This window comes from Sinorhizobium sp. CB7 (assembly GCF_041357635.1).
Classification (GTDB): Bacteria; Pseudomonadota; Alphaproteobacteria; order Rhizobiales; family Rhizobiaceae; genus Rhizobium.
Genome location: NZ_JAULLL010000002.1, coordinates 449,649 through 470,069 on the forward strand (window position 1 = coordinate 449,649; position 20,421 = coordinate 470,069).

Below are 20,421 nucleotides of genomic sequence, written 5' to 3' on the forward strand. Positions count from 1 at the left end.
TCTGGCTTATCACCACCTGACCGGGTGGACAACAGAGCGAGCGGTGCAACAATCAGCCGAAGTCCGGCCGCTACTCCGTTGTCGCTCCCACAAGCCCGAACGCCTGTCCCTGCCATTCGAGAAGCCGGTAGGGGTTTTCCGACAGTTCATGTGCAGCGTTAAAGCTCACGGCGCCAATAACGGTCTGGAATATGGTGCCCTGAAGTTTTTCAGCAGCCGGCTTATTCTCCGCAACGGCGGCGGTGACAGCGGCGGCAGCGATCTGCGCGGCGGCATAGGCGGGCAAAACATAGCCTTCCGGTTCGATATTTTGCGCCCGCATCGCCTCCACGGTGCTCGCGGCGGGGGGAAGCAGCGCATAATCGGGAAGGGCGACGGCACGCACTCCTTGAGCGAGCGGCACCGGCTGATCGGCCGCACGCATCGCATCCCCGCCGAGAATGGCCAGCGGAATGTTTTCAGCTTTCGCGTCACGCGCGATGATTGCCGCATCGCTGCGGTCACCGCCGATGAAGACGTGCGTGACGCCGGCTCTTTTCAAGCGCCGCACAAGGGCAATCTGCTGTTCCTGGCCCGGACGATAAGTATCGGTGAAGACTGGCTTCAGGCCTTTTTCCTCAAGGGCATTGCGCACCGCTGCGACAAGCTCCCGGCCATGAATGGTGCCGTCCTCGATGAGGGCCAGCGGCTCGGCCGGCCAGTCCTTCAGAATGACGTCAATTACTTTCGCAGCTTCGGCCCCGTCAGGAGGTGCCAAGCGAAACAGCGGCCAGCCATTCTTAAGTGCATCCTCCATCAGAATTCGGGAACGGACGGAAACGGTAATTGCAGGAATCCCGGCATCCTTCAGCCGGGGCAGGGCGCTTTCCAGCGTTTCTGAACAAAGGAAACCAATGACAACCTGTACTTTGGCATTGACGAGCGCGTCGGCGATCGCCGCGCCGCTGCCTTCCTCACATGTCTCATTGATGGCGATCACCGTGTCCTGATCCGCCTTTGCCTGGAACCCGGCACCGGCAAAGATCTGGGCGCCAAGGGGAGCAAAGCTGCCTTCCTGCGGTGCGACGACACCGATGACGACGCCGGCAGCATTGGCACTCCCCGCCACGAGGAGCGCCGCAATCGAAAGCAACATGCCGCGGACAATATTCATGTGAAAATGAATTCCCTTATATTCTTTCATGCCCTTTTATCCGCCAGGATGTCGTCGTCAAAGAAAAAGCAGCAATTTCGGGCGGTTTTCCGGGACGGCGTTGTAGAAAAGGTAACTCCAAACCTCCATATTGGCCGGAAAGGAGAAAATGGAGAGAACGTGCAGGACAGAGTTTTAGTGGGCAGGCAGGAAATAGATCCCGCCCTTTATCGCGATGCCATGAGCCGTTACGCCGCGCATGTCCAGCTGGTCACAACGGCGCTCGGTGGCGAAAGGCGTGGTGTGACGATCACCGCCGCCTGTTCGGTTTCCGACGATCCCGCCTCAGTTCTGATCTGCCTCAACAACAGCAATCCGAAGAATGCGATCTTCTTTCGCAGCGGGGTCTTCGCGCTGAATGCACTGGGCGCCCAACATCAATCGGTCGCCGATGCCTTTTCGGGACGCATGCCGCTCGATTCGGACGCGCGTTTTTCAGTTGGCTCCTTTGGAACTTTGGTCACCGGCGCACCGGTACTCATGGACGCACTTGCCTCCTTCGATTGCCGGGTTACGGAGATCAAGGAGATGTCGACGCATAATGTCATATTCGGCGAGGTCGTGGCGGTGCACTACAGCGAGACGACATCCGCACTGCTCTACCTAAACCGCGACTATCGCACACTATAGAGCCCCATAAGGGGAGAAGCCTCCCCGGGAGGAGACATGCCGAACCAATCTGCGCCATCGCTGCCGGAATCAATCGATCAAACGATTGCGATGCTCGGCGCCCACGACTATCTCGCCGGCCGCGCGCTCGGCACGGTCCTGTTTCTGGCGCTCAAGATGAAGCGGCCGCTGTTTCTGGAAGGAGAGGCAGGCGTCGGCAAGACGGAGATAGCCAAAGTGCTGTCAAAGGCGCTCGACCGGCCGCTGATCAGGCTGCAATGTTACGAGGGTCTCGATGTCGCTTCGGCGGTGTACGAATGGAACTATCCGGCGCAGATGCTCGAAATCCGACTGGCCGAAGCTTCCGGGCTGACCGACCGGGGGCGGATGGAATCTGATATTTTTTCGGAGCGTTATCTGATCCGGCGGCCTGTACTGCAGGCTCTGTCGTCGCCGCAAGGCCGGGCTCCGGTTTTCCTGATAGACGAGCTCGACCGCACCGACGAGGCCTTCGAGGCCTTCTTGCTCGAAGTGCTGTCCGATTTTCAGGTTACCGTTCCGGAGCTCGGCACGATCCGCGCATCCGAGCCGCCGATCGTCATCATTACGACAAACCGCACGCGCGAGGTGCATGACGCCCTGAAGCGGCGCTGTCTCTACCACTGGGTCGATTATCCGCTCGCCGACCAGGAGTTGGAGATCATCCGCCGCAAGGTGCCCGGATGCAACGAAACGCTGTCGCGCCAAGTCGTGGCCTATGTGCAGAAGCTGAGGACTCTCGATCTCTTCAAGAATCCGGGGGTCGCAGAGACGATCGACTGGGCGAGTGCACTTACCGAGCTCGACCACCTGGCGCTCGATCCGGAAACAATTTCAGATACACTCGGCACGTTGCTGAAGTATCAGGACGACATCGCCCGCATTCAGGGCAGCGAGGGCCGCCAGGTCCTGGATGAAATCAAGGCGGAATTGCTGGCGGCAGGCTGAAGAAATGGAAACAATCGCGCGTCAGGATGGAACCGTCGCGCCACCGCTGCCGATGGGCGAGGGGCGCCTGGCCGACAATATCGTGTTTTTTGCCCGCGCGCTGCGCAAGGCCGGCCTCAAAATCGGCCCGGCCGCCATCACGGATGCCATCGAGGCGGTGGATGCAATCGGCATCGGGTCGCGGGAAGAGTTTCAGGCCGCGCTCTTTTCGGTTTTCGTAAAGCGGCACGAGGATCGTGTCGTCTTCGATGAAGCCTTTCGGCTTTTCTGGCGCCGACGCGATCTCGTCGAGAAAATGATCGCCATGATGTCGCCGGCAGCTCCCGACAATCGCGACAGGCAAAAGTCGAAACCGGGAGAAGCTCGCGCCAGCGACGCCCTGGTTGGCGATCAGCGCAACAACCGGCATTCGCGTGAAAATCCCGATATCGAAGTGGATGCGCGCTTTACAGCGTCCGGCAGCGAAGTGCTGCGCAGAATGGATTTCGCGCAAATGTCGGCAGCCGAAATCAGCCTTGCGAAAAAGGAACTGGCAAAGCTGCAACTGCCGTTCGACAAAGTGCGCACGCGACGGTTCCGCTCCTCTCACAGGCATCGCCATGCCGATCCGCGGGCAACGATGCGCGTCGCCCTGCGCAACGGCGGCGCACTGATCCTGCCGCGCTACCGAGACAAGCGGGAGATGCAGCCGCCTCTTGTGGTTCTCGCCGATATTTCCGGCTCGATGAGCCAATACACGCGCATCTTCCTACATTTCCTGCATGTCCTGACGGAAAAGCGCCGGCGGGTGCACACATTCCTGTTTGGAACGCGATTGACGAACGTTACCCGGCAAATGCGTCACAAGGATCCGGACGAGGCGCTGGAGGAATGCGCCGCCGCCGTTAGGGATTGGTCCGGCGGCACCCGGATCGGCGAAACGCTGAAGGAATTCAACCGACTGTGGGCGCGCCGCGTTCTCGCGCAGGGCGCTGTCGTGCTTTTGATCACCGACGGCCTCGAGCGCGAGGGAACTGAACTCCTGGAAAAGGAAATGGACCGGCTGCACCGCTCCTGCCGCCGCCTCATCTGGCTCAATCCGCTGCTGCGGTTCGAAGGCTTCGAGGCGAGGGCGCGGGGCGTACGCGCCATGTTGCCACATGTTGACGAATTCCGCCCGGTCCACAATCTGTTATCCTTGGCCGATCTCGCATCGGCTCTCAATGCGGGGCGATCCGGACAATATGATCCGCGCCGCCACCTGGAAAAGTTAAGAGGCAGTCCATGACAACGTCATCCGAAAATCTTGATCCGCTGATGATTGCGGAAGAATGGAAGAGCAACGGTCGCGATGTTGCAGTTGCCACGGTGATCGAAACCTGGGGCTCTGCGCCGCGCCAGGCCGGAAGCCATCTCGTTATCGATGGCGAGGGCAACTTCCACGGCTCGGTCTCCGGCGGTTGCGTCGAGGGTGCCGTGATTGCGGAAGCCATCGATATCATCGGCTCCGGCAAGCGGAAGATGCTGGAATTTGGCGTGGCTGACGAAACCGCCTGGAGGGTTGGTCTTTCCTGCGGCGGTCGCATCCGCGTCTATGTCGAAAGGCTTGCGTAATGGAACTCGCCAATCTGTCGAAACTGAATGCCGCACGGCGTCAGCGAAAGGCTGTGGTGCAGATCACCGAACTCGGTCACGGCAGTGACCAGGTTTTCGTCGAGGGAGAGCCCGCCTTTGAGGGCGTTCTTGGCGACGCAGTCTCGTCGGCGCTTCGCTCCGGAAAATCAGGCGTCATCGAGGCCGAAGGTCGGTCCTTCTTCTTAAATGTCCATCTGCCACCCGCCCGCATCGTCGTCATCGGCGCCGTTCACATCAGCCAGACATTGGCGCGGATGGCCGAGCTTGCCGGCTTCGACATCCGCATCATCGATCCGCGGACGGCTTTCGCCACACCAGAGCGTTTCGAAGGCGTCGATCTCGTTGCCGACTGGCCTGTTGATGTCCTGAAGGATCATCCACTCGATGCCTATACGGCACTCGTTGCCGTCACGCATGACCCCAAGATTGATGATTTCCCGATCGCTGAGGCTTTGCGAACCGGGTGCTTCTACATCGGCGCGCTGGGTAGCAAGAAGACTCATGCCAAAAGGGTGGAACGGCTGCTGGCGGAGGGGATCACCGAAGCGGAGCTGGTGAGTATCCACGCACCGATCGGCCTTCCCATCGGTGCTTCAAGCCCCGCGGAAATCGCAGTCGCGATCCTCGCCCAAATCATCCAGGCATTGAGAACGCGCGACGTCTCGACAACGAAGGCTATCCTGTCATGATCTTCCGTGATTTAGCGCTCGATGAAGCTGAAGGTGCAATCCTGGCCCATTCGGTCAGGCTTGAAGACGGACGCATTGCGAAGGGTCATGTCCTCGAAAGGGCTGATATCGATCGCCTCTCCAATGCGGGGAAGGACCGAGTCATCGCTGCCCGCCTGGAACCCGGCGATCTCATGGAGGACGAAGCCGCCGACAGGTTGGCAAAGACGATTGCACCGGATCACCTGCGATTTTCCGAGGCGGCAACCGGTCGGGTGAACGTCTATTCGACGGTCAATGGCCTGTTTGTTGCCGACAAAACCGTCGTCGATCGCCTGAACCGCATCGACCCGGCAATCACGCTTGCCTGTCTCGCCGACCACTCGGTCGTCAGCAGCGGGGACATGGTCGCAACCTTTAAGATCATTCCGTTGGCTGTGCCTGGCATTAAGATCGATGCCGGCGTTGAAATCCTGAAAGCGGCGACGGCATTTGAGATCAAGCCTTTCCGGCCACATGCTGTCTCGCTCGTCGCAACGCAACTGCCGTCGCTGAAGCCTTCGGTTATGGACAAGACCGCGCGCGTGCTGGCGCAGCGTCTCATGCCTTCCGGAAGCATCCTAAAGCGCGAGGAGCGGGTCGCGCATGACGCCATTTCTGTCGCCGCAGCGATCCGCGCCGCCTGCGAAGCACCGGACGACGATCCGAAGCTGGTTATCGTCTTCGGCGCCTCCGCCGTCATCGATCCCGGTGACGTCATTCCCGAAGCCATCAGACTGGCGGGCGGGGAGGTGATCCAGGTCGGCATGCCGGTCGATCCCGGCAACCTGCTTGTCCTGGGATGGGTTGGCGACGTGCCGGTTTTTGGTGCGCCGGGCTGTGCCCGCAGTCCGAAGGAGAACGGATTCGACTGGGTCATGGATCGCGTTCTCGCCGGAGAGGTTCCGACAGCGTATGATATCAGCGGCATGGGCGTAGGGGGCCTGCTTATGGAAATCCAGACACGGCCACGGCTGCGCGACACCAATGGCAAGCCGGCGGAGTCGGTTTCCGTCGCGATCGTTCTCCTGGCCGCCGGCCGGGCGAGCCGCATGGGCGAGACCGGATCGCATAAGCTCCTTGCGGAATTCGATGGCGTCCCTCTGGTCCGGCGGTCCGCTGCCGTCGCGCTTGCAAGCGGAACATCGCCGGTCGTGGCCGTCACAGGCTACCGCAATGAAGAAATCGGCGAGGCGCTGGCGGGGCTTGACCTGACGCTGGTGCACAATCCGGATTTCGCCTCCGGCATGGCAAGTTCGCTGATTACGGGTTTATCGTCAGGGGCAAAGAGCGCCGACGGTATCCTGGTGATGCTGGCCGATATGCCGGGTGTGACCGCCGATGACTTAAACATGCTGATCACCGCTTTTCGGCGGGAGAAGGGGCGAGCGATCGTGCGGGCCGTTTCCCGCGGCAAACGCGGCAATCCGGTCATCCTGCCGCGCCAAGTCTACGATGCTGTTATGAAACTCGAAGGGGATGTGGGCGCCCGTCATATCATCGAAACCTCCGGCGTCCCCGTCGTCGACGTGGATATCGGCGATGCTGCCCATCTGGATGTCGACACGCCGGAAGCGGTTATTGCCGCCGGCGGCATTCTCAAGGGCTAGATCGATGGACAATGCCGCGATCGAAGAGATGTTCCAGGCGCTCGGACCCGTCACGATCAAGCGGATGTTCGGCGGCAAGGGCATCTATCATCTTGGGCTGATCGTAGCGGTCGAGGTCGATGATCAGATCCTGCTGAAGGCGGACAATATGAGCGCGCCGGAATTCGAGGCGGCCGGTGCGCTGCAATGGTTCTACGAAGGCAAGAAAGGCAAAGCGGTGAAGATGCCTTATTGGTCGATCCCCGAAGATGCTTTCGACGATCCTGACATCATGGCACGTTGGGTACGGCTTGCTTATGAGGCGGCGCTGCGAGCCAATACGAATTAGAAGCAGAGCGTCACCGGTGCGGAGAGAACGCACAAAGGACGTCCTAAAGAACCGCTAACCTTCTGTCTTCCCGGAGAATTGCTTCTAGCGGAACTCATCTTCCGTGAGACGAGCTATTGCGGCCTCAGCGAAAGCCGATAGTGGGCTCGGCAGCTCACCGCGACCGAACCAGCCGAAATCGGAGAGCTTGTCCGGTTCCGTCAGTTGCGGCTCGCCGGCGACATCCCGCGCGATATAGATCAGCGAAATCCAGTGCTGCTGGTCAGCCTCGGTGATCAACTCGGCGCTGCAGAGAAAATCGACATGGCCGATGGCAAGGTTTGTTTCCTCCACCGCCTCGCGGCGAGCAGCGGTCGCTGCCGGCTCCATATGGTCGACCTTGCCGCCGACGATACTCCAGCAACCGGCCTCAGGGGCATTGAGCCGCTTGTAAAGCAGGATTTTTCCGGCACGCAAAACGACCAGGCCAGCGCCCAGCCCGGGAAAATCGATGCCCGGCTTGCTCACGGAAGAAACCTAGATCTTGGCGTTTGCCGCGATCAGCATGAAAGCGGGAATATCGTCGCCGAAACCGACCGGGGTCGGGCCGTCGTCATGATCGCGATTGTTGCGGCGGCGATCGCGGTTATCGTCATTAGCAGGATAAGGCCGGTTGCTGCGCGCGTTATTGTGCGGTTTGTTTTCTTTGCGCTCGTTCTTCACACTTTCGGCCTTTGCTGCTTTTGCGATTGGTTCTGCGCCATTATCGTCGGCGTTGATATCAGATTTATGACTCGGCGCCTGGCGACTGCTGCGGCCTTTGTCCCTGCTGCTCTTGCCTTTCCTGCGTGAACGATCGTTATCATGATCGTCGTCGGCGGCGGGCGGAAGCGAGGCGACATCGCCATTCAGCCATTCGACCTTCTCGCCAATCAGCTTTTCGATGGCATCGGCGTGCTTCTGATCACGCTTGGTCACGATGGTGAATGCTGCACCGGAACGTCCCGCTCGCCCGGTGCGGCCGATACGATGGACGTAATCCTCGGAATGGATCGGGACATCGAAATTGAAGACATGGCTGACATCAGGAATGTCGAGGCCGCGGGCAGCGACGTCGGAGGCAACCAGCAGCTGAAGATTGCCCTCCTTGAAATTGTGCAGCATCGTCATACGCGAGCGCTGGTCCATGTCACCGTGCAGCGCGCCGGCGGAAAAGCCGTGGCGGTCGAGCGAACGGAAGAGCTCGGAAACGTCCTTCTTGCGGTTGCAGAAGATGATCGCGTTCTTGAGATCACTTTGAGCGCGGATGAGATCGCGCAGGACGGCGCGTTTTTCGTAGTCCTTGCCGTGCGAGGCGACGAAGCGCTGCGTCACCGTCTTTGCCGTCGAAGCGGGCTTGGCGACCTCGACGCGCTCCGGATTCTGCAGGAAGCGATCGGCAAGCTTCTGAATTTCCGGCGGCATGGTCGCCGAGAAGAAGAGGGTCTGCCGCGTGAAAGGAATGAGCTTGGCAATGCGCTCGATATCAGGGATGAAGCCCATGTCGAGCATGCGGTCCGCCTCATCGATGACAAGGATCTCGACGCCGCTCATCAGGAGCTTGCCGCGTTCGAAATGATCGAGCAACCGACCGGGCGTGCATATGAGAACATCGGCGCCGCGCTCCAGCTTGCGATCCTGGTCCTCGAAGGAGACGCCCCCGATCAGCAATGCGATGTTCAACCGATGGTTCTTGCCGTATTTTTCAAAGTTTTCTGCAACTTGCGCAGCAAGCTCGCGCGTCGGCTCAAGGATCAAGGTGCGCGGCATACGAGCGCGGGCACGGCCCTTTTCCAGAAGTGTCAGCATCGGCAGGACGAAGGAAGCTGTCTTGCCCGTGCCGGTCTGAGCGATACCGCAAACATCACGGCGCTGCAGTGCAACGGGGATAGCCCCAGCCTGAATAGGAGTGGGGGTCGTGTAGCCGGCGTCAGCAACGGCGGATAGCACTTTCTGGCTCAAGCCAAGGTCAGCAAATGTCGTCAAGGGGAAAACTGTTTCCGTTCCGGTTCGGTCGAACACCAATGAGTCGGCATGCCGCATGCCGCAATGCAGCGCCACATAGTCCTAAAACGGCGTGAAGTCAAGGAATGCAAGGGCTTCCGCCGTCTTACCGGCTGTCAATGATGCTTTCGACGGCCGGATAGCGTAAATAAAGAATAAATCCGCATCTGCGCTAGCCGATCGCGGGCCGATACGCGCAAAAACTGTAGCTGCTATTTGACATAACTGGCGAGCTTTACGCCGGCATTCATGAAATACATCGGATCGACTGGACGGCCGTCCTGGCGGATCTCGTAGTGAAGATGCGTTCCCGTCGATCGTCCGGTGCTGCCTGCAAGGCCGATGGTGTCATTCGGGCCGACCGTGTCGCCCACCTTAACGAGTACCTGGGACATATGGCCGTAGCGGGTTGAAATACCGTTGCCGTGGTCGACCTCGACCATATTGCCGTATCCTCCCGTCCAGCCGGCAGCGACGACCTTGCCAGGCGCCGTCGGCCTGATCTTGTCCCCGGGCGCAAAGCGAAAATCGATGCCGGAATGCAAAGCCAGGCGACCGAGAAAGGGGTCGACGCGGTTGCCGAAGGGGCTGGTAATTTCCTTGCCGAGGGCCGGATTGCCGAAGGGGAGGGATACCACTGTGCTGCGCACCGTATCGAGCCGGTTCAGCGCATTGTCGAGCCGGACGAGGGATGCATCGAATTCATCCTCGCTTTCAGGTTCGACAAATGGACCTCCGACAGCGCTATCATCGGTGCGCGGCTTGGTGTCATTCGCCGGCATCTTTATGCCGACACGAGTTAGAATGGCCTGAATAGCATCCGCGGTTTCGTCCGCGTCGTCAGTCAGTTGCTCCACACGGCTCTTCTGTTCCTGCTCTATGTGTTTAAGCGACTGCGTCACCTTGGAAAAGACGCGGTCGGCCCGATCGGCGACGGTCTCCAGTCCGCGCGCATCGAGCGGGACAGCGTTCTCGGCCGAGGCTTGCGCCTGGCCCGTTCCGGAGATCAGCGACTCAATCGGCCGAACGCCGCCTGAACGCGAGGCCCGCTTTCCACCGGCATCCTCTGGGACATAGCCCGAGGCAGGGGATTTCTTATCCATCAAGCCGGAATTTTCGGCGCGGTCGATCAGCGAACCCAGCTTACCGTGGCGCGAGGTCAGCGACATCTGCCGTTCCATCAGCTTGTCGACTTTCTGCTCGACGACCTGTTGATCGAGGAGCTGACGGGAGGTCACCCGATCGACCTGCGCCCGCAGCGCCGAGATCCTGTCTTCGTAATCATGCTGCATTCGCGCCTGACGCGCCATCGTCGCACCGATCAGGTCGTCGCGCAGAACCAGATAGGTGGTCGCCAGCAGATAACCGATGACGAAAACGCCACCGAAGCAGAAACCGAGAGCGGCCATCCAGGGCCGGACGGTCATGTGGCGAACCTTGTCGCCGCTCGCCAGGATGATGATATGTTCCTGCGCCCGCCTTCCAAAAACCCGGTTCTGATGTCCGCTTGTCACGGAGAATCTCCCAATTCACGCCTTTGCGCGCCGATTGGAGAATTACACATTATTAAGGTTAACAATTATTTGCAGAAGGAACCGGAACAGCCTCTGGGAAGGCCGATCAGGCGCTGCTGGTCGATGTCATGGACCGGTAGAAGGAGGGCGTCAGGCCAGCTTCGGCACGCGCTATATCGTTGAAGGGTGCCTTTAGAGGACCTCGGAAATTGGCGCGCACGAGCTCCTGGAATGTTCGGGCCGGATCGCGTCTTTCTCGTGCACAGAGAAAACGGAACCACTTGGCGCCGACGGCAACATGGCCCTTCTCGTCATTGTAGATGACATCGAGAATGGCCGCGCTTTCCAGGTCGCCGGTCTCGCGCATCTTCGCCTGAAGCGCAGGTGTGACATCCAGCCCGCGAGCTTCGAGAATGAGCGGCACGACGGCAAGACGCGCTGTCAGATCCGTGCGCGTCGCATGCGCCGCCTGCCACAATCCATCATGGGCGGGAAGGTCGCCATAATCAGCCCCGAGATCGCGCAGACGCTGGCGGACCAGGCGGAAATGCTTGGCCTCCTCGAAGGCGACCTGCATCCAACCGTCGAAGAAGGAGTTTGGCACTGGTTCAATGGCAAAGCGCGCAACGATATCGAGCGCGAGATCGACCGCGTTGAGCTCGATGTGGGCAATCGCGTGGAGAAGTGCGATCCGGCCCTTCACGGTATGCAGCGAGCGTTTTTCCACCTGTGTTGGCGGGATGAGAACAGGTCTTTCTGGCCTGCCTGGTCGCTCGGGCAGAGGTGCGTCCAACGGCGAGCGCAAGGAGAGCGAGCGGGCGAGCCAGCGCTTCGCCGTCTGCTGGGCGATTTCCGTTTTCCTATCAAGATCGGCGGAGGCGATAGCGCGGATAGCGCCGCCGCGAAGGGAAGCTATCGTGGCTTGCTCGGTCGCATCCATGGACTGTGGCCGGGCTCAGAGATTTCTGACCGCTTCGAGCACGATCTCGGCGTGTCCGGGAACCCGCACCTTCTGCCAGATGGCAGCAACGAGGCTATCCGGAGCCACAAGAAACGTCGTCCGCTCCACTCCCATGAAACTCCTGCCGTACATGCTCTTCTGCTTCCAAACGCCATAGGCCTGAAGCGTGGTTTTTTCCTCATCCGAAGCCAAGACGACCGACAGATCATGCTTCTTCTTGAATCTATCGTGGCAGGCGACCGAATCGGGCGACAGGCCGATGACGACAGCACCGGCCGCTTCGAAATCGGCGGCAAGGTTGGTAAATGCAAGCGATTCGGCGGTACAGCCGGTGGTGTCATCCTTGGGGTAGAAGAACAGGACCACCGGCTTACCGCTGAACTCGGAGAGCGAAACGCGGCCACCTCCGTCCCGCGGAAGATCGAAGTTTGGAGCAAGTGTGCCGATGCCGGGGGCCGCCATGTGGAAACCTTTCTTTTGCCGGGATTTTGGATGATTATCGTCACATCCGTTATATAGTGCGGCGAAAATCGTCCAGTCAGGACGTTGCTTACCTGAAAATTAGGGAAACCATCGAGACGAAATGAGTGCAATTCGGGGCGAAAAGGTCACATTTCGCAAGAAAGATATCGTTTCCCTCGACCACCTGCCTTCGTCTCAGGTCGAAGACCCGATTATCGTTCATTGCCCGCCACCGCGTTCGCGCGTCGGACACGCAACTCGAATCTGTGGTTTACTTGCGGGAATAATTCTGCTTCTTGGCGCGGTCCTTATTGCGACCATCGAAAGCGGTGTTTTCGATGCGCCGCTCTCAGCGAGGGCGCAAACCGCGCTCAATAGCGCAATTGGTCCGCGCTACAAGGCAGAGGTCGGCTCGGCCGTCATTCGCTTCACCTCAGACTTCCGCCTGGCTCTTGAAGCGCGTCAGGTCAATTTGATCGATCAGGAAAGCGGCAGGCACCTGTCTACCACCGAGGCAGTGCGCATGGCGCTCGATCCGCTCGCATTGTTGCGCGGGCACGTGGCGCTCGCTGCCATCGAGGCCCAGGATATTGCGCTGGATACCGCACTCCTGCCGTCGGGAGATCCGATCAAGCTCGACGACATCAGGGTGGATTCGATGCCTGCCGCGATGGAGACGGCGTTTTCCTATCTCGACATGCTCGACAATTTCGTCGAACGCGGCAATACGAGCTCGGTGCGTATCTCCGGCCTCGAATTGAAGTTTGCCCAGAACGACGCAGCACCACTTTCCATCGTCATCGACAACCTGTCGCTGGCGCGTGCCGGGCCGCAGTCGCTGCGGCTCAAGGGAGAGATCGCCGTCAACGGCGCCGTAGCAGTGCTGGATGTCGTCGCACAGCAGGGCGCTGGCCGCACGGCCTTGCTGACGGCCTCGCTCAGAAATGCAGACCTCACGCCCTTTCTCCTCAAGCGCAACGACCTGGGCGAAGCGCGACAGGGGGTGAACAGCTTCGGCGATCTGACGGTCTCGGCTGTGCGGCAGGGAGAGGGCATGGAGCCGAAGCTCGACGCTTCCGTCGATCTCAAGCCGGGTCTGCTCTATGTCGACGGCGACGAGCAGCAGCTCAGCCGCGCCACACTCAACGCCGCTTACAACTTCGCGCAGCAAACGCTGGAAATCACCAAATCTGATGCCCAGCTTGCGGCGACTTCCATTCCATTTACCGGCGGCATTATCGATCTCGATCGCTTGGATCCATCCGCGGGAAAAGGCTTTGGCGTCGATCTGCTCATCAGCGGCGGCAAGGCAGCACCTACCGGGTCGGGCGAGGCGCCAGTCGATTTCGATGCGCAGGCGACGGGCCGCTTTCTGACGGGTTCCAACGAACTGCAGATGAACAACATCGCGGTCTCGACCCCACATGGCGCACTTTTCGGATCGCTTCACATGCGCTTCTCCGACGTTTCTCCGGAGATCAGCTTCGTCGGTCAGTCGCAGCGGATGCAGACCGCCGCCATCAAGCAGTTATGGCCTTTCTGGATGGCCCCGAGGGCACGCACCTGGGTACTTGGGAATCTCTTCGGCGGAACGGTCACCAACGCTTCGATTTCCGTATTCATTCCGGAAGGCAGACTGGATGAAGCGGTCGGCAAGGGCCTCAGGCTGGACGAGAAACAGCTGAATATCACATTCGATATTGCCGAGACCCGCATGAACGTCGCCGGCGACATTCCGCCGATACGCGATACCGCCGCGCATTTCGACCTGACTGGCCCGGTTGCCACCGTCAGCATCCACGGCGGCACCTCCTATTTCGCCTCCGGACGCTCGGTCACCCTAGGCCCGAGCGAATTCGTGATTCCGTCGACCTACGACAAGCCGTTGATGGCAGATCTCAAGCTCGCCATTTCCGGATCCGCCGACGCGATTGCCGAGTTGTTGACCTTCAAGCCGGTGCAGGTGCTTCAGAGGACGGGATTTGAACCGCCGGATCTTAGTGGACAGGTCGATGCGACGGTCGAGGCGCATTTCGGTTTGGTAACGGCGCAGAACCCGCCGCCGGCGGAGTGGAAGGCAAATCTGCGCCTTGCCGACATGGCGCTCGCAAAGCCGATGTCCGGACACAAGATCTCCAAGCTCGATGGCACGCTCGAAGCGGATCCCAAGCAGGTGCGGCTCGACGCGAAAGGACAGATCGACGGCGTGCCCGCAGATATCGACTTAGTAGAGCCCGCGGGACCATCCTCCGACGTCGCTCGCCAGCGTGTGATCACGCTGACGCTCAACAATTCCCAGAGAGACACGATCATCCCGGGGCTTTCGGATATCATCGACGGTACCATCAAGGTCGAGTTGACCCGTCTCGATGAAGAACGACAAGGTGTGAAGGTCGATCTCAAGCAGGCCACCCTCAGTGTGCCGTGGGTCGGCTGGTCCAAGGGCAGCGGGATTCCCGCAAATGCGGAATTCGAGGCCTCGGGTGCGCCAGATTCCATGTCGATCCAGAACTTCCAGCTCAAGGGCGATGGTTTCGGCGCCAGCGGCGATCTCGCCGTCAGCAATGGCGGACTAGCTTCGGCGGATTTCTCGAACATCAAGCTGTCGGCGGCCGACGATTTTGCCTTGTCCGTGAAGCGCAGCAAAGGCGGCTATGACATATCCGTCACCGGGGAGACGGCCGACATGCGGCCTATCATTGCGCGGCTGAAGGGCAAGGACGGAGATGGCAAGGATGAGGGCCCGGCCGTCCTCATTCGCGCCAAGCTGAACGCCATCACGGGCTTCAATAACGAGAGAATCGGTAATTTCGAAGCGACCTACGCCTCCCGTGCAGGGCAGTTGCAAACGCTTAATTTCTCCGGCGTCACCACCAGCGGCCAAGCTGTCGTCAGCCAGACCGGAGGCGGAGGGAGCAGTCCGATCATCAGCATCACCAGCGGCGACGCCGGTGCCGTCGCGCGATTTGTCGATCTCTATCGCCATATGGACGGCGGCCTCCTGAACCTGAGGGTCAGATTGCGCGCCGGCGGAGACTGGGACGGCTCGATCGATATCAGACAGTTCGCGCTGGTCAACGAACAGCGCCTGCACTCCATCGTCTCGACGCCGGTTGGCGCAGATCAGCGCAGCCTTAATTCAGCAGTCAGACGCGACATCGATACCAGTGCCCAGCAATTCCAGCGCGCCTTTGCCCGCATCGTCTCACAGAATGGAATCGTCGGCGTCGAGAACGGCGTTGCTCGAGGTGACCAGGTGGGCGCGACGTTCCAGGGCATCATTCGCGATGAGAGCGGAAATATGAACATGACCGGCACCTTCATGCCGGCCTATGGCCTCAATCGTCTCTTCGCCGAATTGCCGTTGATCGGCGTCATCCTCGGTAACGGTACTGACCGTGGTCTCATCGGTATCACATTCAGGCTGACGGGCAACTTCGATTCGCCCAATCTGCTGATCAATCCGCTTTCGGTGATCGCGCCAGGCGTCTTCCGTCAAATCTTCGAATTCCAATAAAAAACCGGCGGTGCTGCCGCCGGTTCATCGATAGCGCTTTGAAGCGGTTTCCTCATGCCGCGCGGCGTATGAGGATGTGCTTCTTTTTCCCGAGCGAGAGCTTGATGACGCCGTCAGCGGTGATCTCGCCGCTGCCAACCATCTTGCGCTCGTCGCTGATGGCCTCGTCGTTGATGCGCACCGCGCCACCCTGAACGTGCCGGCGAGCCTCGCCGTTCGAACCGGCAAGGCCGGCGCGGACCATCAGCGAAAGAAGACCGATGCCGGCGTCGAGCTCCGAGGCGGGAACATCGACGGAGGGGAGATTTTCGGCAACGCGCCCCTCTTCGAAGGTCGTGCGGGCGGTCTCTGCGGCTTCTTCGGCAGCCTGGCGGCCGTGAACGATAGCAGTCGCCTCGGTTGCGAGAATCTTCTTCGCCTCATTTATTTCCGATCCCCCCAGGGCTGCCAGCCGCGCGATTTCGTCAAGCGGAAGGCGGGTGAAGATTTTCAGGAACCGACCCACATCCGCGTCTTCCGCGTTGCGCCAGTACTGCCAGAAATCATAAGGGCTGAAGACATCCTCGTTGAGCCAGACGGCGCCGGAAGCGGTCTTACCCATCTTGGCGCCGGAACTTGTGGTGAGCAGCGGAGTCGTCATGGCATAGAGCTGCGGCGTACCCATGCGATGCCCCAGATCGACGCCGTTGATGATGTTGCCCCACTGGTCGGAACCGCCCATTTGCAGGCGGCAACCGTAGCGCCGGTTCAGCTCGACGAAGTCATAGCCCTGCATGATCATGTAGTTGAATTCGAGGAAGGACAGCGACTGTTCGCGGTCGAGCCTGAGCTTGACGCTATCGAAGGACAGCATGCGATTGACCGAGAAATGCCGACCGACGTCGCGCAGGAATTCGACGTAGTTCAGCTTCATCAGCCAATCGGCGTTGTTGACCATGAATGCATCGGTCGGACCGTCACCGAAACGCAGAATGCGGGAGAATATCTTCTTGATTCCCTGGATGTTCGTCTCGATTGCCTCGGGCGTCAGCAGCTTGCGCTGCTCGTCGCGAAAGGAAGGATCGCCCACCATGGACGTGCCGCCGCCCATCAGCGCGATCGGGCGGTGACCGGTTTCCTGCAGCCAGTAGAGCATCGTCGCGGAGATGAGATTGCCGATGTGAAGACTCGTCGCGGTAGCGTCATAACCGACATAGGCCGTCACGGTTTCCTTGGTGAAGAGATCGTCGAGGCCGGTTTCATCAGAAACCTGATGAATAAAGCCCCGCTCTTTCAGCGTGCGAAGGAAATCGGATTTGAACTCGGACATGACCTCAGTCTCTCGGATGGCGAATTTAGGATTGGCTATTGTTGAACTGTCGCGGCGCGTTTAGCACTGTTTTGCCGAAAGTGCACTATCGGAGAGCGATTGTTTTTGGGAGACCCCTCATGGCGATGAGAACTGCGATCGGGCTGATGAGCGGAACATCGATGGATGGCATCGACGTGGCTCTCCTGCGGACAGACGGCGACGGGCTCGTCGAGCGCGGGGCGTTTCTGAGCGTTCCCTACGATCCTCAATTTCGCATGCAACTGAAGGAGGCACTGGAGCAGGCGAAAGAGATCAGGCAGCGCGATGAGAGGCCGGGTCGCCTTTCCGACATTGAACGCGAATTGACGGCGCGGCATGCGATTGCCGTTAGGGAGTTTCTGGGTCGGAATGGTCTGGCGGCCTCCGAAATTGATGTCGTTGGCTTCCATGGACAGACCGTACTGCATCGGCCGGATGAGGCCCTGACGGTTCAGATCGGTGATGGCTCACTACTGGCGAAAGAAATTGGCATATCCGTCGTCTACGACATGCGCGCCAATGATATGGTGCATGGCGGGCAGGGTGCGCCGCTCGTGCCAGCCTACCACGCCGCGCTCGCCAGGGGGCTTAAGCAAGCGCGATTGCCGATTTGTTTCGTCAATATCGGCGGCATATCCAACCTGACCTATATCGGCGCCGACGTCGCGATCATTGCCTATGACAGCGGACCTGGAAATACGCTGATCGACCAATGGGTCGAGGCTCATGCGGGGATCCCGTTCGACCAGGGCGGCATGATCGCGTCCGAGGGGCGGATCGTGTCGGATCTGGCGGAGCGTTATCTCGAAAACACGTTCTTTCGTTCGGAAAAGCGCCGTTCGCTCGACCGCAACGATTTCTTCCCCCCATCCGGCAGCGAGGCAGAATTGGCGGATGGCGCCCGAACGCTCGCCTATGTCGCCGCAGCCTCAATCATCAAATCCGCCGGACATCTGCCGGAGAGACCGACGCTTTTCATCGTTTGCGGCGGCGGACGCCTCAACAGGGTGCTCATGCAGGATCTCTCCGATCTTGCCGCAAGCCAGAGGGCCGAAGTCATCACCGCCGAGGATGCAGGCTTCGACGGCGACGCCATGGAAGCGGAAGCCTGGGCCTATCTCGCGGTTCGTTCGCTCGATCGCCTGCCGCTGACCTATCCCGGCACGACGGGCGTCCGGGAGGCGATAACCGGTGGAATAGTCGCGCATCCGACGGACAAAAGCTGATGACCGGTGAAATCATCCTCGAAACACCCCCGCCTGGTCCTTAGGATGTGGGACGAGGGTGATGCCGTACTGATCCGTGACCTGCATTTGACGATGGAGACGACGCGCTACCTTTCGGGAGCAGCTTTCTGGGCACTTGAAAAGGCCGACCTTCGAGCCTTCCGCCTGAATCAGCGAATCCGCTTTGCGGCCGGTTCCGGCACCAGTTCGCCGTTCAGGCGTCGGTCGAGATAGTTCTCGCATTCGCCGAGCAGCGTCTCCACCTGGCCGTTGAAAAAGTGGTTGGCGCCAGGCACGATCTTGTGTGTGATCAGAATGCCCTTCTGCGTCTTCAGCTTTTCAACGAGACCGTTGACGTCCTTTTCCGGAGCGACCTTATCCGAATCGCCGTTGATGATGAGGCCGGACGAAGGGCAGGGGGCCAGGAACGAGAAATCGTAGATATTCGGCTGTGGCGCGATCGACATGAAACCTTCGATCTCAGGACGGCGCATCAGGAGCTGCATACCGATCCAGGCACCGAAAGAATAGCCCGCAACCCAACAGGTCTTGGAATCCGGATGCAGGCTCTGCACCCAGTCAAGCGCGGAGGCCGCGTCGGAAAGTTCGCCGGCACCATGATCGAATTCGCCCTGGCTGCGGCCGATGCCGCGGAAGTTGAAACGCAGGGTGGTGAAACCGCGCTTCTGAAACATATAGAAGAGCTGGTAGACGATCTGGTTGTTCATCGTCCCGCCAAACTGCGGATGTGGATGCAGGATAAGGGCGATGGGGGCGCTTTTTTCCTTGGACGGCTGATAGCGGCCTTCAAGGCGGCCGGCTGGGCCGTTGAATATGACTTCGGGCATCGGTACTCCGGGTTATTTTTTCGTGTTCACGCTACGTAAGGCAACAAGTTGACTTGACGAATGTTGTCAACTTTTCTAAAACGTAGTTTAGAACAATTCGAAACTTGTATGGCACACCACACATCGAGGATGTGTCATAAGACAGGCCTGACGGAAATTTCAAGAAAAATGAGCGTTCGCTCTTACGAGTTCCGTCTGGCGGAAACGAGAATCATGGCGACAGCGCGCCTCTATCTCGATTGGAACGCGACCGCACCGCTTCATCCGGCGGCGCGGGACGCAGTGCTGCGCGCCATCGATCTCTTCGGAAATCCCAATTCCGTCCATGGCGAGGGACGCAGTGTCCGCGCAGCAATAGAGGCGGCCCGCCGTCAGGTGGCGTCGCTGACCGGTGCCGATCCGAACCATGTCATCTTTACCAGCGGTGCGACCGAAGCCGCCAATATGGTTCTCACGCCCGAATTTCGCATGGGGCGCACGCCACTTGCAGTCGGCAGGCTCTATTTCTCGGCGATCGAACATCCGGCGCTACGCGAAGGCGGGCGTTTCCCAAGCGAAAGGATGACGGAGGTCCCGGTAACGCAGGACGGCGTCGTCGACCTCGAAGCGCTGGAGGCACTGCTTGCCGCTCATGACAAGTCTTCGGGCATGCCGATGGTGGCGATCATGCTCGTCAACAACGAGACCGGGATCGTCCAGCCGGTTCGGGATGCGGCCGAGATCGTGAAGGCGCATGGCGGCCTTCTGGTAGTGGACGCGGTCCAGGCGGCCGGACGTCTGAGGCTTGACATCAATGATCTCGGTGCCGATTTCATGATCGTCTCCTCGCATAAGATCGGGGGTCCGAAGGGTGCCGGTGCCCTTGTCAGCCGCGGTGAAATTCTGATGCCGAAGCCGCTCATCCATGGCGGCGGGCAGGAAAAGGGTCATCGCTCGGGAACCGAGAATTCGCTCGCAGTGATCGGCTTCGGTGCTGCCGCCGCAACGGCGCTTGCCGAGTTTGATGCGCGCAATACCGCGGTGGCAAGCATGCGAGACCGGCTGGAGGGCGGCATGCGCCGTGCTGCTCCCGATGTCCTCATTTATGGCGCAGATCGTGAGCGGGTATCCAATACCTCCTTCTTCACGCTTCCAGGCCTGAAGGCGGAAACGGGACAGATCGCTTTCGATCTCGAAGGCGTGGCGCTCTCCGCGGGCTCCGCATGTTCTTCCGGGAAGGTCGGCGAAAGCCATGTGCTTGTCGCCATGGGCCGCGATCCGAAGCTTGGCGCATTGCGCATCTCGCTCGGTTTTTCGACCACGGAGGAAGAGGTCGACCGCGCGATCACCGTCTTTGCGAAAATTGCCACCCGGCGCAGGCCGGCGGGCGAGGCGGCGTGAACGCTTCATAAATTTGCGGAAATGCAAATTTCCGCTTGCCAATCGGGCTGAAAAGTCTCTTTTGGCCACCTACATAAGGGCAGGTAAATCTGCCGAACGACAAGCTGCCGGACC

General features: G+C 59.8%; 18 protein-coding genes. 10 read left to right on the forward strand and 8 right to left on the reverse strand.

Annotated elements, in window-relative coordinates; all coding sequences use genetic code 11:
- Positions 1-70 precede the first annotated feature (70 nt).
- Complete coding sequence (locus AAE029_RS06285; RefSeq protein ID WP_371072118.1) at positions 71-1,153, reverse strand: branched-chain amino acid ABC transporter substrate-binding protein; 1,083 nt, start codon at positions 1,151-1,153, stop codon at positions 71-73.
- A 219-nt stretch (positions 1,154-1,372) separates the two neighbouring features.
- Here AAE029_RS06285 and AAE029_RS06290 point away from each other — a divergent pair, with 219 nt between their 5' ends.
- Genes AAE029_RS06290 through AAE029_RS06320 form a run of 7 tightly spaced genes read left to right on the forward strand, consistent with a single transcriptional unit; the run spans position 1,373 to position 7,047 of the window.
- Positions 1,373-1,822, forward strand: a complete 450-nt coding sequence (locus AAE029_RS06290) for a flavin reductase (protein WP_371072119.1) — start codon at positions 1,373-1,375, stop codon at positions 1,820-1,822.
- A 36-nt stretch (positions 1,823-1,858) separates the two neighbouring features.
- Positions 1,859-2,788 carry an AAA family ATPase gene (locus AAE029_RS06295; protein ID WP_371071936.1) on the forward strand — a complete coding sequence of 310 codons (930 nt, stop codon included), beginning with the start codon at positions 1,859-1,861 and terminating at the stop codon, positions 2,786-2,788.
- 4 nt (positions 2,789-2,792) lie between these two features.
- Positions 2,793-4,055, forward strand: coding sequence for a VWA domain-containing protein (locus tag AAE029_RS06300; RefSeq protein ID WP_371071937.1), 1,263 nt, complete (start codon positions 2,793-2,795; stop codon positions 4,053-4,055).
- The gene (locus AAE029_RS06305) at positions 4,052-4,381 is read left to right on the forward strand and encodes an XdhC family protein (RefSeq protein ID WP_371071938.1); all 330 of its coding nucleotides are present in this window, start codon (positions 4,052-4,054) and stop codon (positions 4,379-4,381) included. Before AAE029_RS06300 ends, AAE029_RS06305 begins: the two co-directional genes overlap by 4 nt.
- Positions 4,381-5,091 (forward strand): XdhC family protein, encoded by a 711-nt coding sequence (locus tag AAE029_RS06310; protein ID WP_371071939.1) that lies wholly within the window; start codon positions 4,381-4,383, stop codon positions 5,089-5,091. Before AAE029_RS06305 ends, AAE029_RS06310 begins: the two co-directional genes overlap by 1 nt.
- Entirely contained in the window at positions 5,088-6,719 is a 1,632-nt protein-coding gene (locus tag AAE029_RS06315; protein WP_371071940.1) for an NTP transferase domain-containing protein, read from the forward strand. The genes AAE029_RS06310 and AAE029_RS06315 overlap by 4 nt, the downstream gene beginning before the upstream one ends.
- Before the next feature lie 4 nt (positions 6,720-6,723).
- Positions 6,724-7,047: a TfoX/Sxy family protein gene (locus AAE029_RS06320; protein ID WP_371071941.1), complete on the forward strand. Its 324-nt coding sequence runs from the start codon at positions 6,724-6,726 to the stop codon at positions 7,045-7,047.
- Between the two features lie 84 nt (positions 7,048-7,131).
- Here AAE029_RS06320 and AAE029_RS06325 read toward each other — a convergent pair whose 3' ends face one another.
- The 5 genes from AAE029_RS06325 to AAE029_RS06345 all read right to left on the reverse strand — a co-directional run bounded on the left by AAE029_RS06325 (position 7,132) and on the right by AAE029_RS06345 (position 12,006).
- Positions 7,132-7,554 carry an NUDIX domain-containing protein gene (locus AAE029_RS06325; RefSeq protein ID WP_371071942.1) on the reverse strand — a complete coding sequence of 141 codons (423 nt, stop codon included), beginning with the start codon at positions 7,552-7,554 and terminating at the stop codon, positions 7,132-7,134.
- A 9-nt stretch (positions 7,555-7,563) separates the two neighbouring features.
- Positions 7,564-9,108 carry a DEAD/DEAH box helicase gene (locus tag AAE029_RS06330; protein ID WP_371071943.1) on the reverse strand — a complete coding sequence of 515 codons (1,545 nt, stop codon included), beginning with the start codon at positions 9,106-9,108 and terminating at the stop codon, positions 7,564-7,566.
- A 173-nt stretch (positions 9,109-9,281) separates the two neighbouring features.
- A complete protein-coding gene (locus AAE029_RS06335) occupies positions 9,282-10,583 on the reverse strand; it encodes a peptidoglycan DD-metalloendopeptidase family protein (protein WP_371071944.1) in 1,302 nt (433 codons plus the stop codon).
- Positions 10,584-10,689: 106 nt separating this feature from the next.
- A complete protein-coding gene (locus AAE029_RS06340; protein WP_371071945.1) occupies positions 10,690-11,523 on the reverse strand; it encodes a ferritin-like domain-containing protein in 834 nt (277 codons plus the stop codon).
- Positions 11,524-11,538: 15 nt separating this feature from the next.
- Positions 11,539-12,006, reverse strand: a complete 468-nt coding sequence (locus AAE029_RS06345; RefSeq protein WP_371071946.1) for a peroxiredoxin — start codon at positions 12,004-12,006, stop codon at positions 11,539-11,541.
- Between the two features lie 121 nt (positions 12,007-12,127).
- On the opposite strand from AAE029_RS06345, the gene AAE029_RS06350 reads away from it, so the two are divergent.
- Positions 12,128-15,523 carry a DUF3971 domain-containing protein gene (locus AAE029_RS06350; protein WP_371071947.1) on the forward strand — a complete coding sequence of 1,132 codons (3,396 nt, stop codon included), beginning with the start codon at positions 12,128-12,130 and terminating at the stop codon, positions 15,521-15,523.
- 52 nt (positions 15,524-15,575) lie between these two features.
- Here the strand turns inward: AAE029_RS06350 and tyrS are convergent, their stop codons facing one another.
- Positions 15,576-16,832 (reverse strand): tyrosine--tRNA ligase, encoded by a 1,257-nt coding sequence (tyrS, locus tag AAE029_RS06355; RefSeq protein ID WP_371071948.1) that lies wholly within the window; start codon positions 16,830-16,832, stop codon positions 15,576-15,578.
- A gap of 119 nt (positions 16,833-16,951) precedes the next feature.
- On the opposite strand from tyrS, the gene AAE029_RS06360 reads away from it, so the two are divergent.
- Positions 16,952-18,079: an anhydro-N-acetylmuramic acid kinase gene (locus AAE029_RS06360; protein ID WP_371071949.1), complete on the forward strand. Its 1,128-nt coding sequence runs from the start codon at positions 16,952-16,954 to the stop codon at positions 18,077-18,079.
- A gap of 170 nt (positions 18,080-18,249) precedes the next feature.
- Here the strand turns inward: AAE029_RS06360 and AAE029_RS06365 are convergent, their stop codons facing one another.
- Entirely contained in the window at positions 18,250-18,927 is a 678-nt protein-coding gene (locus AAE029_RS06365) for an alpha/beta hydrolase (RefSeq protein WP_371071950.1), read from the reverse strand.
- A gap of 213 nt (positions 18,928-19,140) precedes the next feature.
- Between AAE029_RS06365 and AAE029_RS06370 the strand changes: the two genes are divergently transcribed.
- Positions 19,141-20,307 (forward strand): cysteine desulfurase family protein, encoded by a 1,167-nt coding sequence (locus AAE029_RS06370; protein WP_371071951.1) that lies wholly within the window; start codon positions 19,141-19,143, stop codon positions 20,305-20,307.
- Positions 20,308-20,421: the final 114 nt, after the last annotated feature.